The organism is Mediterraneibacter hominis (genome assembly GCF_014287475.1).
Lineage (GTDB): Bacteria > Bacillota > Clostridia > Lachnospirales > Lachnospiraceae > Mediterraneibacter > Mediterraneibacter hominis.
The window spans coordinates 154072-170653 of sequence record NZ_JACOPF010000004.1 but is presented as its reverse complement, the minus strand read 5'-3'; the positions used below and the strand labels follow the sequence as shown (position 1 = coordinate 170653).

Below are 16582 nucleotides of genomic sequence, written 5' to 3'. Positions count from 1 at the left end.
ATATCTGTCCTTGTGTATTATCAGACAGAACGAAGGAGGCGAATATGAAACTTATTTCGTGGAATGTAAATGGAATCCGTGCGTGTGTACAGAAAGGATTCTTAGAGTTTTTTGAAAAGGCGGATGCAGATATTTTCTGTATCCAGGAGACAAAAATGCAGGAAGGGCAGTTAAGTCTTGATTTAAAAGGGTATCATCAGTATTGGAATTATGCGGTGAGAAAGGGATATTCAGGAACCGCGGTTTTTACGAAGAAAGAGCCCATGTCAGTAACCTATGGAATCGGGATAGAAGAGCATGACCAGGAGGGCAGAGTTATAACCTGTGAATTTGCGGATTTTTATTTTGTGACAGTATATACACCAAATTCTCAAAATGAGCTGAAACGGCTTGATTACCGGATGAAGTGGGAAGAGGACTTTCGGGCTTATTTAAAGCATTTGGAAGAAGAAAAACCTGTGATTGTGACTGGGGATATGAATGTGGCACACAAAGAGATTGACTTGAAAAATCCAAAGACAAACCGGAAAAATGCGGGATTTACGGATGAGGAACGGCAGAAGTTCACAGAGCTTTTGGAGGCAGGATTTATTGACACATATAGATATTTTTATCCAGATCAGGAAGGAATCTATTCATGGTGGTCATATCGGTTCAGCGCGCGCGCGAAAAATGCGGGGTGGCGGATTGATTATTTTTGTGTGTCAGAGAGCTTAAAAGACAGACTGGAAGACGCGAAGATATTGACAGATGTGATGGGGTCAGATCACTGTCCGGTAGAATTAGATTTAAAAGAAGGAGACGGTTTATATGACAAAGATTGATATTATTTCTGGATTTTTAGGAGCCGGAAAGACGACATTTATTAAAAAAATGCTGAAGGAGGCATTTACAGGGGAACAGGTAGTTCTGATAGAAAACGAATTCGGAGAAATCGGAATTGACGGTGGGTTTTTAAAGGATTCCGGTATCGAAATCAGGGAGATGAATTCTGGATGTATCTGCTGTTCTCTTGTAGGAGACTTTGGAAAATCTTTAAAAGAGGTGGTGGACACGTACCACCCAGAGAGAATTCTGATTGAGCCGTCCGGTGTAGGGAAGCTGTCAGATGTTATCAAGGCAGTGCGGGATGTACAGGAAAGTATCGATGCGCAGTTAAACAGTTTTACTACGGTTGTGGATGTGACAAAGTGCAAAATTTACCGGAAGAATTTTGGGGAATTTTTCAGCAATCAGATCGCCTATGCAGGGGCTGTTATTTTAAGCCGTACAGACAAGGCAAAACCGGATAAAATAGAAGAGAGCGTCGCATTGCTGCGCGAACTAAACAAAAAGGCTCCGATTATCACAACGCCGATTGATGAACTGTCCGGCAGTAAGCTTCTTGAGGTGATGGAGGCAGGCAAATCCTTAGAAGAAGAGCTGCTTTCGGAAGTGATATGCCCGGTGTGCGGGGAACATCATCATCACGAGCATGGAGAACACGAGCATCACCATCACGAGCACGAGGAGCATGAGCATCACCATCACCATGGACATGAAGAGCATGAACATCATCATCACCATGATGCAGAATGTGGCTGTGGACATGAACATCATCATGCAGATGAAGTTTTTACAAGCTGGGGAAGAGAGACGATCCATGCTTATACAAAGGATGAGATCGAAAGTATATTAAAGAAATTAGAACAGGATACGGGATTTGGTACCGTACTGCGTGCAAAAGGAATGGTTGCAGGAAAAGACGGGGAATGGATTTACTTTGATATGGTACCGCAGGAGCATGAAGTCCGAAACGGTGCGCCGGAATATACGGGAAGGATCTGTGTAATCGGATCTAAATTGAACGAGGAAAAGCTGGAGAAAGTATTTGGGCTTGTATAATGGTTGTTTGAGAGGAGAGAAAACAGATGAAAGAACCAGAAGCATTGGTATATCTGATGACAGGATTTTTGGACAGCGGAAAAACTCAGTTCTTAAAATTTACCTTACAGCAGGAGTATTTTCAGATTGATGGGAAAACACTTCTTATTCTGTGCGAAGATGGGGAAGAAGAATATAATTCGGGTGAAATGCTCAAATACGGGGTCGTCATAGAACGGGTAGAAGAACAGGAAGAACTGACAGAAGAATGGCTCTCCAGGATGAAAGAAAAGTATCGGCCGCAGCGTGTGATTATAGAGTATAACGGCTTGTGGAAAGTCAGTGACTTTGAAAGTCTGTCTCTTCCTGAAGGCTGGGAGATAGAACAGAAGATTACGACTGTGGATGCGAGCACCTTTCAGATGTACCTTACGAATCTGAAGCCATTGTTTGTAGAAATGGTCAGAGGAGCAGAGCTGGTCTTATTTAACCGCTGTACAGATATAAAGCCGCTGGCAGGATACAGGAGAAGTGTAAAAGTAGTAAGCCCGCAGGCGGAAGTAATATTTGAAGGGGAAGAAGGAGAGATTGAAAATATATTTGAAGGAGACGTTCCTTACAATCTGGATGCGCCGGTTATTGAAATCCGCAGAGAAGATTATGGAATCTGGTATGTGGACATGATGGAAAATCCGGACAGGTATAATAAAAAAGTAATTGAATTTACAGCAAAGGTACTAAAACCGCGTACGTTTCCTTCAAAAGTATTTCTTCCCGGGAGAATGGCAATGACCTGCTGTGCGGATGATACAACCTTTTTGGGATATGTGTGTAAAAGCGCTTACGCGCCGAAACTAAAGCCTGGGCAGTGGGTAAAGATTCGGGCGAAGGTAGGGTTTGCGAACGTGTCAGTATATCACGGCAAAGGCCCTGTTCTGGAGGCGGAACATATTGAAGACGCAGAGCCGATTGAAGAGCTGGTGTATTTCAATTAAGCCTGTAGTATGAAAGAGACAGTTTCTTATACATCAAAGTGGAATATTGGAGAGAAGGAAAAAGACAGAGGAGGTTTATGATATGGCAAAGAAATACGACGTTATCGCAATGGGGGAGCTGCTGATTGACTTTACAATGAATGGACAGAGTGGGCAGGGAAATGCATTGTTCGAAGCCTGCCCGGGAGGAGCTCCCTGCAATGTGCTTGCGCTTCTGAATAAAATGGGGAAGCGGACAGCGTTTTTCGGAAAAGTGGGTAAAGATCAGTTTGGAAAGCTTCTTAGAAATACATTGGATGAAGTGAAAATTGATACCTCTCATCTTCTGGAAGAGGAAAAGGTAAATACTACACTTGCGTTTGTACATACCTTTCCAGACGGCGACAGAGAGTTTTCCTTTTATAGGAACCCGGGCGCGGATATGATGCTTAAGGAAGATGAAGTCGATGCGGCATTTTTGAAAGAGACAAAGATATTCCACTTTGGTACGCTTTCTATGACACATGAAGGAGTACGGGAAGCTACAAAGAAAGCATTAGATATTGCAAAAGGCAGCGGGGCACTGATTTCTTTTGATCCGAATCTGCGTCCTCCACTTTGGAGTTCACTTGCACTTGCAAAAGAACAGATGGAATATGGATTTGAATTCTGTGATATTCTGAAGATTTCAGATAATGAAATCCAATTTGTGTCTGGAAAAGAAGATTACGATGAAGGAATCGCATATTTGCAGGAGAGATATAAGATACCGCTGATTTTTTTAACGATGGGAAAAGAAGGCAGTCGAGCATATTATAAGGGGATGCGCGTCGAGAGAAAGGGATTTTCTGTGCAGACAATCGAGACCACAGGCGCCGGCGACACATTCTGCGGAAGTTGTCTGAATTATATCCTGGAACATAATTTTGAAAATCTGACAGAACAGCAGCTTAAAGAGATGTTGGCATTTGCAAACGCCGCCGCTGCTTTAGTAACGACCAGAAAAGGGGCAATAAAAGCAATGCCGCAAAGAGAAGATGTGCGGAAGTTAATGGAAGGCAGCACGGAGTAAAAACAGAGCTTTTACTGCATATAGAACATAGATTAAGAAATATATTATAGCGGACAAGCGAAAGGAAAGAAAAGATGAAATTTACTAAAATGCAGGGGATAGGCAATGACTATGTATATGTGAACTGTTTTCAGGAAAAAATAGAGAATCCCTCAGAACTGGCAAAGAAAATCAGTGACCGCCATTTTGGAGTGGGCTCAGACGGTCTGATTCTTATCTGTCCTTCCGACAAAGCAGATTTTGAGATGAAAATGTACAATGCAGATGGATCCAGAGGAGAAATGTGTGGAAATGGAATCCGCTGTGTGGCAAAGTATGTATATGATTATGGATTGACAGATAAAAAGCAGATTTCAGTTGAGACATTAGGAGGAATAAAATATTTAGATTTGACAGTGGAGAATGGAAAGGCTGTCCTTGTGAAGGTAGACATGGGAAGCCCTATTTTAGAGCCGGAACTGATTCCGGTTAAAGCAGAAGGAGAAAATGTGATTGACGCTTCTATCATTGCAGGCGGGGCGGAGTATAAAATGACCTGTATATCTATGGGAAATCCGCACGCGGTGATCTTCTGGGATGGAATAGACAGTATGGAAATCGAGAAGATAGGCCCTTCTTTTGAAGAGCATGAAAGGTTTCCGAACCGAGTGAATACAGAATTTGTCGAGGTACTGGACGAAAAGACGGTAAAGATGCGTGTATGGGAAAGAGGCTCCGGTGAAACGCTGGCCTGTGGAACAGGCGCCTGTGCAGTTGCTGTGGCATGTATATTAAACGGTAGGACAGAGGATACAGTATGCGTAAAGCTGCTCGGAGGAGACTTGCTTGTGCAGTGGGACAGAGAGAAAAATAAGGTGTATATGACCGGACCGGCGGAAGTTGTATTTGACGGAGAGTGGAAAGAGTAAAAGTCAGAATATTCAGAAAAATGCAGATGGCAAAAATAGTTTAAAGAAATTAAAAAAACTACTTGATTTTTCCAGAGAGTCTGCTATAATAACGTTGTTGCGTCTGACAAGGACGAGACATCAGTGTTGCGGATTGGTGTAATGGCAGCACAGCAGACTCTGACTCTGTTAGTAGAGGTTCGAGTCCTCTATCCGTAGTTAAGAATCTGCACAGAGCAGATTCTTAATTTCACTTTAAGAGAAAAGTGAATAAGATTTCGGAGTGTGGCTCAGCTTGGTAGAGCGCTACGTTCGGGACGTAGAGGTCGCGTGTTCGAATCACGTCACTCCGATTTTTTATTGAGATGCCACAAAATCTGAAAATAGATGGCACTAAAAAACTTCCATTTTTTAAAGTGGAAGTTTTTTTGTCGTTACAAGATAATTCTTATACTCATAAAATGCACTCACTGGCTGTTGTTTTATGCTCAAGTTTTGGAACATAGATAAATTTCAGGAACCTCTGTGATTCATTCAAGAAAAAATACAATCTTCTTTGCAAGAGTCGTTTTCTTTATGTTGGGGGTGATTCATAAAGTTTCATAGATGGCAGAGGATAATTTTATAAGAATTTTACAAAAGTAATTTTTTTCTTTCTTTTATTGACATAAAATGATATAATTTTTCAAGACTTATTAAAAATTGATAAAATTTAAGGAAAATTGATAAAAGGAAAGGAATGGAAAGTATTTATGCAAAAAAATAAGACGGAATTTAAGCCATATATTCCGGCAGAGCGTGTTGTTCCTGAATTTACAATCACTTCTATTTTGATTGGTATTCTCCTGGCGGTTGTGTTTGGCGCGGCAAATGCCTATTTAGGACTGCGCGTCGGCATGACAATTTCAGCCTCTATTCCAGCGGCGGTTATTTCTATGGGAATTGTACGTGTAATTCTTCGCAGGGAGTCTATTCTAGAGAACAACATGGTACAGACGATTGGATCTGCGGGAGAATCTGTGGCAGCCGGCGCTATTTTTACTTTACCGGCTCTGTTTTTGTGGGCAGAGGAAGGAAAAATAGATGCTCCGAGTATTGTGACAATTTTTCTGGTTGCCTTTGTAGGAGGGATTCTCGGAGTCTGCTTTATGGTGCCGCTTCGACAGGCATTAATTGTAGAAGAACATGGCACACTTCCGTTTCCGGAGGGAACTGCCTGTGCGGAAGTCCTTCTGGCAGGTGAAGAGGGAGGAAGTAAGGCAGGAACTGTATTTGCCGGTCTGGGAATTTCTGCGGCGTATAAGTTTGTCGCAGACGGGTTGAAGGTATTTCAAAGTGAGATTGGATATGATTTCAAGGGATATACAGGTTCTCATATCGGAATTCAGGTGCTTCCTGCCCTTGCCGGAGTAGGATACATCTGCGGGCCCAAAATTTCAAGCTATATGCTTGCCGGAGGCACATTAAGCTGGTTTGTTCTTATGCCAATGATGGCATTATTTGGAGCTGGGGCGACGATATTTCCGGCAGCGGACCCGATCAGTACACTGGCGCCGGCTGAACTGTGGGATAACTATATTAAGTATATTGGTGCGGGAGCAGTCGCTGCGGGCGGTATCATCAGCCTTGTAAAAAGTTTTCCGCTGATTATCCGTACTTTTAAACAGGCGATGGCAAGTATGTCTAATCGGCGTGTAAAGTCAAACGCTCTGCGGACAGAGCAGGATATTTCTATGCCGGTTCTGCTGGCGATTGTTCTTATAATTGCGGTTGCGATATGGCTTGTTCCGGCGTTTCCGGTAAGTCCGATAGGCGCGCTTGTCGTAGTTGTGTTTGGCTTTTTCTTCGCAACCGTTTCTTCCCGTATGGTAGGACTAATTGGTTCTTCAAATAATCCGGTTTCTGGTATGGCAATTGCTACATTGATTATTGCTACCTTACTTTTAAAAGCAACGGGAACAGATGGGACAACAGGTATGGTAGGGGCAATTGCGATCGGCGGTATTATTTGTGTAATTGCGGCAATAGCAGGAGACTGTTCTCAGGACTTAAAGACTGGTTTTATTGTTGGTGCGACGCCGAAGAAGCAGCAGATAGGGGAAATGGTAGGCGTATTGGCTTCTTCTGTCACAATTGGCTTTGTTTTGTATCTTTTAAATGAGGCATGGAAGTATGGCTCTGACCAAATTCCCGCGCCGCAGGCAACTATGATGAAAATGCTGGTAGAAGGGATTATGAATGCGGAGCTTCCGTGGGCATTGATTCTGATGGGTGTTTGCGTTGCTATTGCGGTAGAAATTGTGAAGATTCCAGTGCTTCCATTTGCGGTAGGCATGTATCTTCCATTTAGCTTAAGCGCAGGAATTATGGCAGGCGGTGTTGTGCGTTATTTGGTAGAGCGCCGCAAAGGAAGTGAAGAAGAGAAGAAAAAGCGTACAGAGAAGGGCGTGCTGTTTACATCCGGACTGATTGCAGGAGAGGGAATCATTGGAATTGTATTAGCGGTGCTTGCTGTTCTGGAACTGGATGATAAGCTTGTGCTGCCGTTTGCGCTTCCTCAGGCTGGAAGCTTGATTATTTTCTTTGTGCTTCTGGCAGGACTGTATATGCTGTGTGTAAAGAAAGAAAAATAGTATTGGGTTTCTAGAAAATCTGTGTGAGATGCAGCCTGTTCTAAGCAGGCTGTTTCTTTCTATATGAAAATTACTAAGCCAGGCTTTTTGCGTTATATTGCCGGGAGGTAAAAAATGAGGAAAAAAGAAGAAAAGAATTATTTGGACTTTGTGCCGGCGAAAAATCCGGAGATAGAATACCGCATTGATGACAGTGGGAAAGTAACGGTATTAATTGAGTGGAAAGGGTTTTATCATAAAATTGCCCAGCGATTTTTTCACCGTCCGCGGGTAAGCGAGATTGCATTGGATGAATACGGCAGCTTTGTTTGGGTATTGATAGATGGCAGAAAAGATGTGCATGAGCTTTCACAGGAGCTTGAGAAAAAATTTCCAAAGATGGAAAATTCGTTGGCGCGGCTGATTAAATTTATAGAGATTTTAAAAGATAACCATCTGATTGTTTGGAGAGAGGAAGAAAAAAAATAATGCTGCAGTATATTCCATATATTTTACTATTTGCTGTTGCGGCAGCTATCATTTATGCGTGGGGACTGTGGCGTTCTATGCGGCAGCAGCAGGAGCTTTCGAATTTACTTTGTGCCAGGGGAGTGGCGAAGGTGAAAAAAGTATTACAAAAAAACGGAAGGATGTCTGTACAGGAGCTGGAAAAGGCAGTAGAAGGACTGACCGCAGGCCAGCCCTTCAGTAAAGAAAAAATAAAGGTTACAGATACAAAGGCATTTTTGGACTCCATTCTTCCTTATATGATACGACAGAGAATCATTATGGAAGAAGAGGATAACGGGAAGGTGTGGTATCGCCTCAGGAAGTAAGCAGTCATCAGTTAGGAGAGTGAGATTTAGCTGCAAGCCTTCTTAAAACATCCTTTAAAAATTGGTAGAAACGTTCAAAGGAATCGAGAGGAAGGTGTTCCTGCGGTGTATGGCAATCAAGAATCGTTGGGCCTACTGCAATGGCATCCAGATCGGGAATTGCATTACAGAATAATCCACATTCCAATCCAGCGTGGATAGCTTCTATTTTTAAAGGTTTTTTGAAGAGCTCTTTATAGCTTTCCTGGAAAACTTTTCGGATGGCAGAATTTTCGTTGTAATTCCATCCGGGATATTCTCCAATAAATTCTGTGTTAAAACCGAAGGTTTCTGCGAGAATCTCAAAGTGTGCTTTTAGCTCCTCTAATAAAGAGGGAACAGAAGAACGAGGTGAAAATACAATGGTTAGTTTATCGTCTTGTGTTTTGACGACACCTAGATTCGAAGAAGCGACAACAAAGCCATTCATTTTCAGATTTCGTTTCTGTACTCCGTTTGGGGCCAGATACATAGCCAGAAGGAAGGAACGGGAATCCTTGTTATCTAAAGCAGAGACAAGGCAGTTTTTTTCGGCTGTGAGTGTGCTGGAAAAGTCCGGTTCATCTGATAAGATTTCTTCCTGGAACTGACAGATAAGCTGACGGGCAGTTTCTTCTGCCTTATGTGCTTCTTCCGCATTTGTATAAACAAGCGCTGCCTCACATTCCCGAGGAATGGCATTATCCTTGTTTCCTCCTATGAAACGGACGAGCTGTCCGTTTGTTTCTTCCATCAGGCGGCAGCACATTCGTGCCATAAGAAGATTTGCATTGTGGCGCTCTTTATGAATATCACTTCCAGAGTGTCCGCCTAAGAGTCCTTTTATACTTATATGGAGCAGTGTACCAGACACAGACTGCCGTTTTACTTCCTTGGTCAATTCGATTCGGACACCGCCGGCACAGCTTACTGTAGCGATTCCTTCTTCTTCGGAATCCAGATTAATCATTGTACGTGCTGTAAGAAGGGACTTGTCGAGCGCCTTTGCGCCTAAGAGTCCTACTTCTTCTGCTGTGGTAAATACACATTCTAACGGCGGATGGACAATATCCTTGTCATCTAATACCATCAGCATAAGTGCCACAGCAACTCCGTTATCTGCCCCCAGCGTGGTACCGTTTGCGAATAGAACCCCATCTCTTATGAAAAGCTCCAGACCGTCCTGTGTGAAATCATGGTCTATACTGTTATGTTTTTCGCACACCATGTCAATGTGGCCTTGAAGCATGACAGATGGAAGAGATTCGGCATTTTTGCTCCCCTCTTTTTTAATGATGACATTGTAGCTGGAGTCCTGATGATACCATAAATTTCTTTCTTCAGCAAAGCTTACAAGATAATTGCTGATTTGCATCTCATTGCCTGAACCTCTTGGAATTGCACTGATTTCTTCAAAAAAGTGAAATAATTGTGCAGGTTTATATCCACTGATTTTATAATCCATATGTTGTCTCCTTACTTTTTTATGTTTTTAAAGCGTTTCTTTTAAATTATAACAGATTCTTTCGATTCATGCATTGGTATTATTTATTATCGACGGAACCTTCCGTTTTATGATATGATTATAAATATGTAATTTTAGATTAGAAAGGAGTATTTTCATGGAAAATACATCCGAGAATAAGAAAAACAGAGAAGTGAAAAAGTCTCAAAAGCACGTCTGTCTGGGAATTCTTGCCCATGTCGATGCAGGAAAAACGACTCTGTCAGAGAGCTTTTTATTTTTGAGCGGAAAAATCCGCCAGGCCGGACGTGTAGATCACAAGGATGCATTTTTGGATACCTATGAGTTAGAGAGGGAACGGGGAATTACTATATTTTCAAAACAGGCAGTATTTGAATGGAAAGGTATGGAGATTACGCTTTTGGATACACCTGGCCATGTAGATTTTTCGGCGGAAATGGAACGAACGCTGCAGGTGCTGGACTATGCGGTGCTTGTGATTAGCGGCTCAGATGGTGTGCAGGGACATACGATGACCTTGTGGAAGCTCTTGAAAAGATATAACATCCCCACTTTTCTTTTTGTAAATAAGATGGATCAAGAGGGAACAGAACGAAGGGAAATTATGGCAGAGCTGGAAAGACAGTTTGGAGAAAACTGTATTGACTTCAGCTATTTAGACGAAATGGCTATGGAGAACCTTGCGCTATGCGGTGAAGAAATGATGGAGTCTTATCTGGAATCTGGGAAAATAGACAAGAAACTGATTCAAAAAGCAGTAAAAGAGAGAAATGTGTTCCCCTGTTATTTTGGCTCTGCGCTTTATATGGACGGGGTCGATGAGCTTTTAAATGGGATTGCGGATTTTACAGAGTCATTAAAGTACCCTGAAGAATTTGGGGCAAAGGTATATAAAATCGGGAGAGATTCCCAGGGAAACCGGCTGACCTATTTAAAAGTAACCGGCGGAGAGCTAAAGGTCAGGGACAGCATTGGAAATTCTGAGGAAAAAATCAATGAAATCCGTATCTATTCCGGAGAAAAATATACGGCAGTTCCTGCGGCGGCAGCAGGGCGCGTGTGTACAGTGACAGGACTTTCAGACACATATCCGGGGGAAGGGATTGGCGCAGAACCAGAATCAGACTTGCCTGTATTGGAACCTGTACTGACCTACCGTATCGATCTTCCGGATGCATGTGATATACATAAAATGCTGGAGAACTTAAGGTCATTGGAGGAGGAAGAGCCTGCGCTTCATATTGTATGGGAAGAGGCAGTGGGAGAAATTCATGCGCAGTTGATGGGAGAAGTACAGACAGAAGTTCTAAGACATATTATTCGAGAACGGTTTGGGGTATGGGTGGAATTTGTAGAAGGGAATATTGTGTATAAAGAAACAATAAAATTTCCTGTAGAAGGAGTTGGACATTTTGAACCTCTCCGGCACTATGCGGAAGTTCACCTCTTATTAGAGCCGGGGGAGCGAGGAAGCGGTCTGCAATTTGCGTCTGTCTGCAGCGGGGATGTGCTGGACAGAAACTGGCAGAGGCTGATTTTGACACATTTAGAGGAAAAAGAACATAAAGGAGTACTGGCTGGAGCCGGGATTACAGATATAAAAATTACTCTGCTTGCGGGACGAGCCCATCAAAAGCATACAGAAGGCGGGGATTTCAGGCAGGCGACTTACCGGGCGGTACGCCAGGGATTAAAAAAAGCAGAAAGTATACTGTTAGAACCATACTATGAGTTTAAAATGGAGCTTCCGGCAGAAATGGTTGGAAGAGCTATGACGGATATCCAGAAGATGAAAGGAGACTTTGTTCCCCCGCTGACATTAGGGGAGTCTGTCATCCTTACTGGAAGTGCTCCGGTATCCCAGATGCGGGGGTATCAGAGAGAATTTATCTCTTATACAAAGGGAAAAGGACGCTTGTTCTGTGAACCGAAGGGATACAGAGCCTGCCAGAACCAGGAAGAAGTAATAGAAGGCATAGGATATGATGCAGAAGCAGATACAGAAAATCCGACAGGTTCGGTATTTTGTTCCCATGGTGCCGGATTTGTAGTTCCCTGGTATCAGGTGGAGGAATATGCGCACATTGGGAGCTGTTATACTGCAAAGAAAGAAGAGAGCGAAGCACAAAGACGAACATTTTGTCCGCCGCCGGTTTCCAGAATTGAACTGACACAGGAGGAACTGGATGCAATTTATGTAAAAACACCAGATCCGATAAAAAGAAACTATACTGCCACCCCTGTCACTGTTCGGGCACAGGAAAAACAGGAAGGCGAAGGAAGAAAGAAGTCTCGCAAAAAAGAGAAAAATAGAGAAGAATATCTTTTGGTTGACGGTTATAATATTATTTTCGCATGGAAGGATTTAAAAGAACTTTCAGAAATTAGTATGGAGGCAGCGCGTAATAAACTGATGGATATTTTGTGCAATTACCAAGCCTATAGGAAGTGCACATTGATTCTTGTATTTGATGCTTATAAAGTGGAAGGAAATAAGGGAGAGACAATAAAGTATCATAATATCCATGTAGTTTATACGAAAGAAGCGGAGACAGCGGATCAGTACATTGAGAAAACGGTGCGGCGCATGGGAAGACACCAAGATGTTACGGTCGCTACCTCAGATGCCTTAGAACAGGTAATTATTCTGGGACAAGGAGCGCAGAGAATGTCAGCAGAAGGACTTAAGGAAGAAATAAGACTGGCAGAAAAAGAGATAAGAGAGGAATATCTGGGAAAAAATACTGTGGAGAGGAACTATTTGTTTTATGCTCTGAAAGAAGATGCTGCAGAAGCGGTGGAAAAAATAAGACTGGGAGGAAGTGAGGAAAGTAGCAATGTTAAATGAGATTTTAGGAACAATCAATGACTTTATGTATACCTATCTGCTTTTGTTTCTGCTTATAGGGACAGGGCTTTATTTTACTATACGTACAAAATTTGTACAGGTAAGAATGATAAGAGAAGCAATTCATATATTGAAAGAGAAAGGAAAAGAAGAAGATGGAAAGAAACAAGTTTCTTCTTTTCAGGCGTTAATGATATCTACGGCATCTCGTGTGGGGACAGGAAATATCGCGGGAATCGCAACGGCAATTGCAGCCGGAGGCGCAGGGGCGGTGTTTTGGATGTGGCTGATGGCAGTGATAGGAGGTGCATCTGCATTTATCGAAAGCACACTGGCACAGGTCTATAAAGTAAAAGATGGCGCGGACTACAGAGGCGGTCCGGCGTACTATATGGAACAGGGACTTGGAAAACGCTGGCTTGGTATTGTATTTTCTATTCTTATGATTATCTGCTTTGCCTATGGATTTAACGGACTGCAGTCTTTCAACATGTCGTCTGCACTGGAATATTATATTCCAAACTACAGTGAATCGATATATCCAGTGATTGTAGGTATTCTTTTAGCGCTGGCTACCGCTTTTGTAATTTTCGGAGGTGTACATAGAATCGGGTTTATTACATCCGTTATGGTACCGATAATGGCGGGCATTTATTTATTGATAGGACTGTTTACAATTTGTATGAACCTCTCGGCTTTGCCTAAGGTAATTGGCATGATACTTTCACAGGCGTTTGATGTGCAGGCAATTTTGGGAGGTATGGCGGGAAGTGCAGTCGTGATTGGAATAAAAAGAGGGCTGTTTTCCAATGAAGCAGGTATGGGAAGCGCGCCGAATGCGGCTGCGGCCGCCTCTGTCAGCCACCCTGCCAAACAAGGTATGGTGCAGGTATTATCGGTGTTTATTGATACGCTTTTGATTTGTTCGGCAACGGCGATGATGCTTTTGCTTTCTGGAATAGAGGGAGTGCCAGGCGTTCTGGATGGAATTCCGTTTGTGCAGAAAGCAATTTCTGCAAATGTGGGAAGCTGGGGGATTCATTTTATTACGATTTCTATTTTTGCTTTTGCATTCAGCAGCCTGGTCGGTAACTATTATTATACAGAAGCAAATTTACTGTTTATTAAAAATAATAAGAAAGCGCTTTTTCTATTTCGGTGCACTTGCCTTCTGGCAGTGTTTCTAGGAGCGCAGGCAGATTTTTCTGTGGTATGGAATTTTGCGGATATAACAATGGGCTGTATGGCGTCGGTGAATATTGTTGCGATTCTGATACTTGGAAGGAAGGCACTACTGGTACTCAAAGATTATGAGAAGCAAAAAAGAGAAGGTAAAGACCCGGTTTTTAAAGCTGAGAAGCTGGGAATAAAAAATACACAATGCTGGAAGTAAAAAGAAATATAAAAGAATTTTCACAAAATGGAGGTTCCCTTGTAACCATTTTCTTGATAGAATGGTATTATTGATAAAAACATATAATTCTAAAAAACGAGAGAGCGAGGTAGAAGTTATGAATTGTATTAATTGTTATAAGGAGATACCGGACGACACAAAATTCTGTCCATACTGCGGTGCACAGCAGGCAAAACCTGTCCAGACAGAGGCACCGGCAGAAAATCCGGTATCGGAGGAGACACAGCAGATGGATGCACAACCGGAAGAAGCACAGCAGCCGAATGTACAGTCTGAGGAAACACCGCAGCCAAATCCAGGTTATTATCAAGAACCGGTCCAGCCAAATGATATGTATCAGGCGCCTCCTACACAGCAGACTCCACCGCCGGTTTATGATATACCGCCGGTGCAGCCGGGATACAGTCAGGAGCCGCCGGTGAATTGGGTACCGTATCTGGTATTGTCTATTCTTAGCACAATTTTATGTTGTACACCATTTGGTATTGTTGCGATCGTATTTGCGGCTAAAATCAACAGCGCGGTAACAGCAGGAAACATGGCAGAAGCGAAGGATTCCGCAAAGAAAGCAAAGATCTGGATTATTGTATCTGCGGCTGTAGGCGTTTTGATGTGGATTTTACTCATTATTTATATTGTAATGATTGGTGTAAGCACAGTGTACTATTACTAAAATAATGCAATAGGATGAAAAATTATATGGCAGAATTTCAGGGGAAAATGCAGGGCGGGAGAGGAACAGTGACTGCGATGAAAGAGAGGTTTAGAAAATCCAGGCGGGTCCGGGTACTGGCAGTCTTAGCGATTGCCGCAGTATTCCTTGCGGGATGCATCTATCTGTTTTATCATAATCCAAGGATTTATCCGGTTCCGTGTGTGATACATACTCTGACAGGAATATACTGCCCGGGATGTGGAGCCGGAAGGGCATGCTATGCTCTGCTTCACGGAAGGCTTTATGAGGCGTTTGCTTATAATCCTTTTTTGATCCTCTTGCTGCCATTTTTAGGGCTGTACCTTGCAGCCAGGTGTGCGGATTGGATGATAACGGGCAAAAACCACATAGATTCCAAAATATCTGTACGGCTGCTGGTGATTATTTTGATTGCGGTATTACTCTACGGAGTAGTACGTAACATACCAATATTTCCGTTTACGCTTCTGGCCCCGGGAGGAATTTTGGGAAAATTTTAAAACGATGAAGCATCAATGCCGTTTAAGGATTTAGAGGCGGCGTTGATGTTTTTTATATCATAGGAAGGTCCTTCGGACTGACCTATGATATAAAAACCCTTCGGGCAGTATGCGCACGCCGCAATAAGGAAATTTTACCGCTTTGCGGTATTGCGGCGGCGCGCAAAGTGTATAAGCCCCTCAAGAGTGAAGGACAGCGGAGTTGAAGTGGGCTTGTCCGCTTTGTTCCGTTTATCTTCCCGTTATCTCGGAGGGAATAAATTACATGTGCTCGATAGATTCATATGTAGCAGTTCAGCCCGCGCCATTCGTAAAACCGCACTGCGTGCTTATCGTGGCTGCCGCCGCCGTTTTACTCATTGATGGGCGCTTAAGCTCATACAGATGTACGGTCGCAAAAACATGCTTGCATGTTTTATGCTTCCCGCACACTGTATGGCTGAACTGTTACATTCATATTCAGAAATTTCTGTACAAAGGAAGAAAAAAATATGATAGAATAAATATAGTCCGTGTTATATGGATGCGATGTATGAATAAAGGAAAAGAAGAGTATGATAAAAGCAGTGTTTTTCGATGTAGACGACACATTGTTTGCGTTTACAAAGTGCAGCAGCCATGCGATGCGAAAAGTAGAGAACTATATAGAGGAGCAGCTCGGAATATCACCGGAGGCTTTAAGAGAAGCAATCTTAAAGGCACAGGAGAGAATAGGCGGCAGGATTGGATTCTCCCATCCATCTTTTCACAACCGGCAGATACGTTTTCAAAACACCTTGGAGATATTAAAAAAGCCGGTATATCCTTATGCAAATGAAATGTATAAGATATATTGGGAGGATATATTGAAAAATGCTTGCGCAGAGCCAGGAATAGAAAAACTTCTGATACTGTTGAAGAAAAAGAATATTTATACAGGGATAGGCTCAGATATGACATCCTATATCCAAAATAAAAAAGTGGAAAAGATAGGACTTGCTGCTTATTTCGATTGTTTTATAACGAGTGAGGAGGTTGGACAAGACAAACCAGGACAAAAGCTGTTTGAACTTTGTATAGAAAAGGCAGGAGTGAGGCCGAATGAATGTTTATTTGTTGGGGATAACCCGCAAAAAGACATAAGCGGGGCAAAAAAGGCTGGAATGTACACTGCGTGTTATATCAGATATTCTGTGCCTGGGCAAAGAGAAGAAATGGTTTGTGTTGATTCATATGAAAAGTGTATCTGTGGAGAAGAAATCAGAATCGGGGATATACGAATTGTATAAAAGAGAGATCAAACAGGAAAATTCCTATTTGTTAAAGAGAGAAAGGAGGCAGCATTGGTTTAATATGAAAGCGGCGGACAGAGGAAAAAGCCGTTTGGGATGGATTGAAT

The 16582-nt window shown here is 42.6% G+C and carries 14 protein-coding genes and 2 tRNA genes; 15 read left to right on the top strand and 1 reads right to left on the bottom strand.

What is annotated here, in order from left to right; genetic code table 11:
- The first annotated feature begins 44 nt into the window (after nt 1–44).
- The 10 genes from H8S37_RS15305 (at nt 45) to H8S37_RS15260 (ending at nt 8244) form a co-directional block, all read left to right on the top strand.
- Nucleotides 45–824, top strand: coding sequence for an exodeoxyribonuclease III (locus H8S37_RS15305; RefSeq protein ID WP_186876938.1), 780 nt, complete (start codon nt 45–47; stop codon nt 822–824).
- A complete protein-coding gene (locus H8S37_RS15300) occupies nt 811–1884 on the top strand; it encodes a GTP-binding protein (protein WP_186876937.1) in 1074 nt (357 codons plus the stop codon). Before H8S37_RS15305 ends, H8S37_RS15300 begins: the two co-directional genes overlap by 14 nt.
- Nucleotides 1885–1910: 26 nt before the next feature.
- Nucleotides 1911–2858, top strand: a complete 948-nt coding sequence (locus H8S37_RS15295; protein ID WP_186876936.1) for a TIGR03943 family putative permease subunit — start codon at nt 1911–1913, stop codon at nt 2856–2858.
- 82 nt (nt 2859–2940) lie between these two features.
- A complete protein-coding gene (locus H8S37_RS15290; protein WP_186876935.1) occupies nt 2941–3909 on the top strand; it encodes a carbohydrate kinase family protein in 969 nt (322 codons plus the stop codon).
- Between the two features lie 74 nt (nt 3910–3983).
- A complete protein-coding gene (dapF, locus tag H8S37_RS15285) occupies nt 3984–4817 on the top strand; it encodes a diaminopimelate epimerase (protein ID WP_186876934.1) in 834 nt (277 codons plus the stop codon).
- A 127-nt stretch (nt 4818–4944) separates the two neighbouring features.
- Nucleotides 4945–5015 (top strand) — tRNA-Gln (locus tag H8S37_RS15280).
- 60 nt (nt 5016–5075) lie between these two features.
- Nucleotides 5076–5149: transfer RNA gene (locus tag H8S37_RS15275), tRNA-Pro, on the top strand.
- 399 nt (nt 5150–5548) lie between these two features.
- On the top strand, nt 5549–7429 hold the full coding sequence (locus tag H8S37_RS15270) for an OPT family oligopeptide transporter (RefSeq protein WP_186876933.1): 1881 nt from the start codon (nt 5549–5551) through the stop codon (nt 7427–7429).
- 114 nt (nt 7430–7543) lie between these two features.
- Entirely contained in the window at nt 7544–7897 is a 354-nt protein-coding gene (locus tag H8S37_RS15265) for a PqqD family protein (RefSeq protein WP_186876932.1), read from the top strand.
- The gene (locus H8S37_RS15260; RefSeq protein WP_186876931.1) at nt 7897–8244 is read left to right on the top strand and encodes a hypothetical protein; all 348 of its coding nucleotides are present in this window, start codon (nt 7897–7899) and stop codon (nt 8242–8244) included. Before H8S37_RS15265 ends, H8S37_RS15260 begins: the two co-directional genes overlap by 1 nt.
- A 7-nt stretch (nt 8245–8251) precedes the next feature.
- On the opposite strand, the gene H8S37_RS15255 is transcribed toward H8S37_RS15260, so the two are convergent.
- Entirely contained in the window at nt 8252–9727 is a 1476-nt protein-coding gene (locus tag H8S37_RS15255; RefSeq protein ID WP_186876930.1) for an aminoacyl-histidine dipeptidase, read from the bottom strand.
- A 157-nt stretch (nt 9728–9884) separates the two neighbouring features.
- On the opposite strand from H8S37_RS15255, the gene H8S37_RS15250 reads away from it, so the two are divergent.
- From H8S37_RS15250 to H8S37_RS15230, 5 genes are all read left to right on the top strand, one after another.
- Nucleotides 9885–12596, top strand: coding sequence for a translation factor GTPase family protein (locus H8S37_RS15250; protein ID WP_186876929.1), 2712 nt, complete (start codon nt 9885–9887; stop codon nt 12594–12596).
- Nucleotides 12586–13989, top strand: a complete 1404-nt coding sequence (locus H8S37_RS15245; RefSeq protein WP_186876928.1) for an alanine/glycine:cation symporter family protein — start codon at nt 12586–12588, stop codon at nt 13987–13989. The genes H8S37_RS15250 and H8S37_RS15245 overlap by 11 nt, the downstream gene beginning before the upstream one ends.
- 118 nt (nt 13990–14107) lie before the next feature.
- The gene (locus H8S37_RS15240) at nt 14108–14683 is read left to right on the top strand and encodes a CD225/dispanin family protein (protein ID WP_186876927.1); all 576 of its coding nucleotides are present in this window, start codon (nt 14108–14110) and stop codon (nt 14681–14683) included.
- Between the two features lie 26 nt (nt 14684–14709).
- Nucleotides 14710–15204, top strand: coding sequence for a DUF2752 domain-containing protein (locus H8S37_RS15235; RefSeq protein ID WP_243207217.1), 495 nt, complete (start codon nt 14710–14712; stop codon nt 15202–15204).
- Nucleotides 15205–15758: 554 nt separating this feature from the next.
- Nucleotides 15759–16472, top strand: a complete 714-nt coding sequence (locus H8S37_RS15230) for an HAD-IA family hydrolase (RefSeq protein ID WP_186876926.1) — start codon at nt 15759–15761, stop codon at nt 16470–16472.
- Nucleotides 16473–16582: the final 110 nt, after the last annotated feature.

Coding starts and splice junctions, on each gene's coding strand:
- H8S37_RS15305 (WP_186876938.1), top strand. CDS start 45: ATGAAACTTATTTCGTGGAATGTAAATGGAATCCGTGCGTGTGTACAG.
- H8S37_RS15295 (WP_186876936.1), top strand. CDS start 1,911: ATGAAAGAACCAGAAGCATTGGTATATCTGATGACAGGATTTTTGGAC.
- H8S37_RS15290 (WP_186876935.1), top strand. CDS start 2,941: ATGGCAAAGAAATACGACGTTATCGCAATGGGGGAGCTGCTGATTGAC.
- H8S37_RS15265 (WP_186876932.1), top strand. CDS start 7,544: ATGAGGAAAAAAGAAGAAAAGAATTATTTGGACTTTGTGCCGGCGAAA.
- H8S37_RS15260 (WP_186876931.1), top strand. CDS start 7,897: ATGCTGCAGTATATTCCATATATTTTACTATTTGCTGTTGCGGCAGCT.
- H8S37_RS15235 (WP_243207217.1), top strand. CDS start 14,710: ATGGCAGAATTTCAGGGGAAAATGCAGGGCGGGAGAGGAACAGTGACT.
- H8S37_RS15245 (WP_186876928.1), top strand. CDS start 12,586: ATGTTAAATGAGATTTTAGGAACAATCAATGACTTTATGTATACCTAT.
- H8S37_RS15255 (WP_186876930.1), bottom strand. CDS start 9,727: ATGGATTATAAAATCAGTGGATATAAACCTGCACAATTATTTCACTTT.
- H8S37_RS15300 (WP_186876937.1), top strand. CDS start 811: ATGACAAAGATTGATATTATTTCTGGATTTTTAGGAGCCGGAAAGACG.
- H8S37_RS15250 (WP_186876929.1), top strand. CDS start 9,885: ATGGAAAATACATCCGAGAATAAGAAAAACAGAGAAGTGAAAAAGTCT.
- dapF (WP_186876934.1), top strand. CDS start 3,984: ATGAAATTTACTAAAATGCAGGGGATAGGCAATGACTATGTATATGTG.
- H8S37_RS15240 (WP_186876927.1), top strand. CDS start 14,108: ATGAATTGTATTAATTGTTATAAGGAGATACCGGACGACACAAAATTC.
- H8S37_RS15230 (WP_186876926.1), top strand. CDS start 15,759: ATGATAAAAGCAGTGTTTTTCGATGTAGACGACACATTGTTTGCGTTT.
- H8S37_RS15270 (WP_186876933.1), top strand. CDS start 5,549: ATGCAAAAAAATAAGACGGAATTTAAGCCATATATTCCGGCAGAGCGT.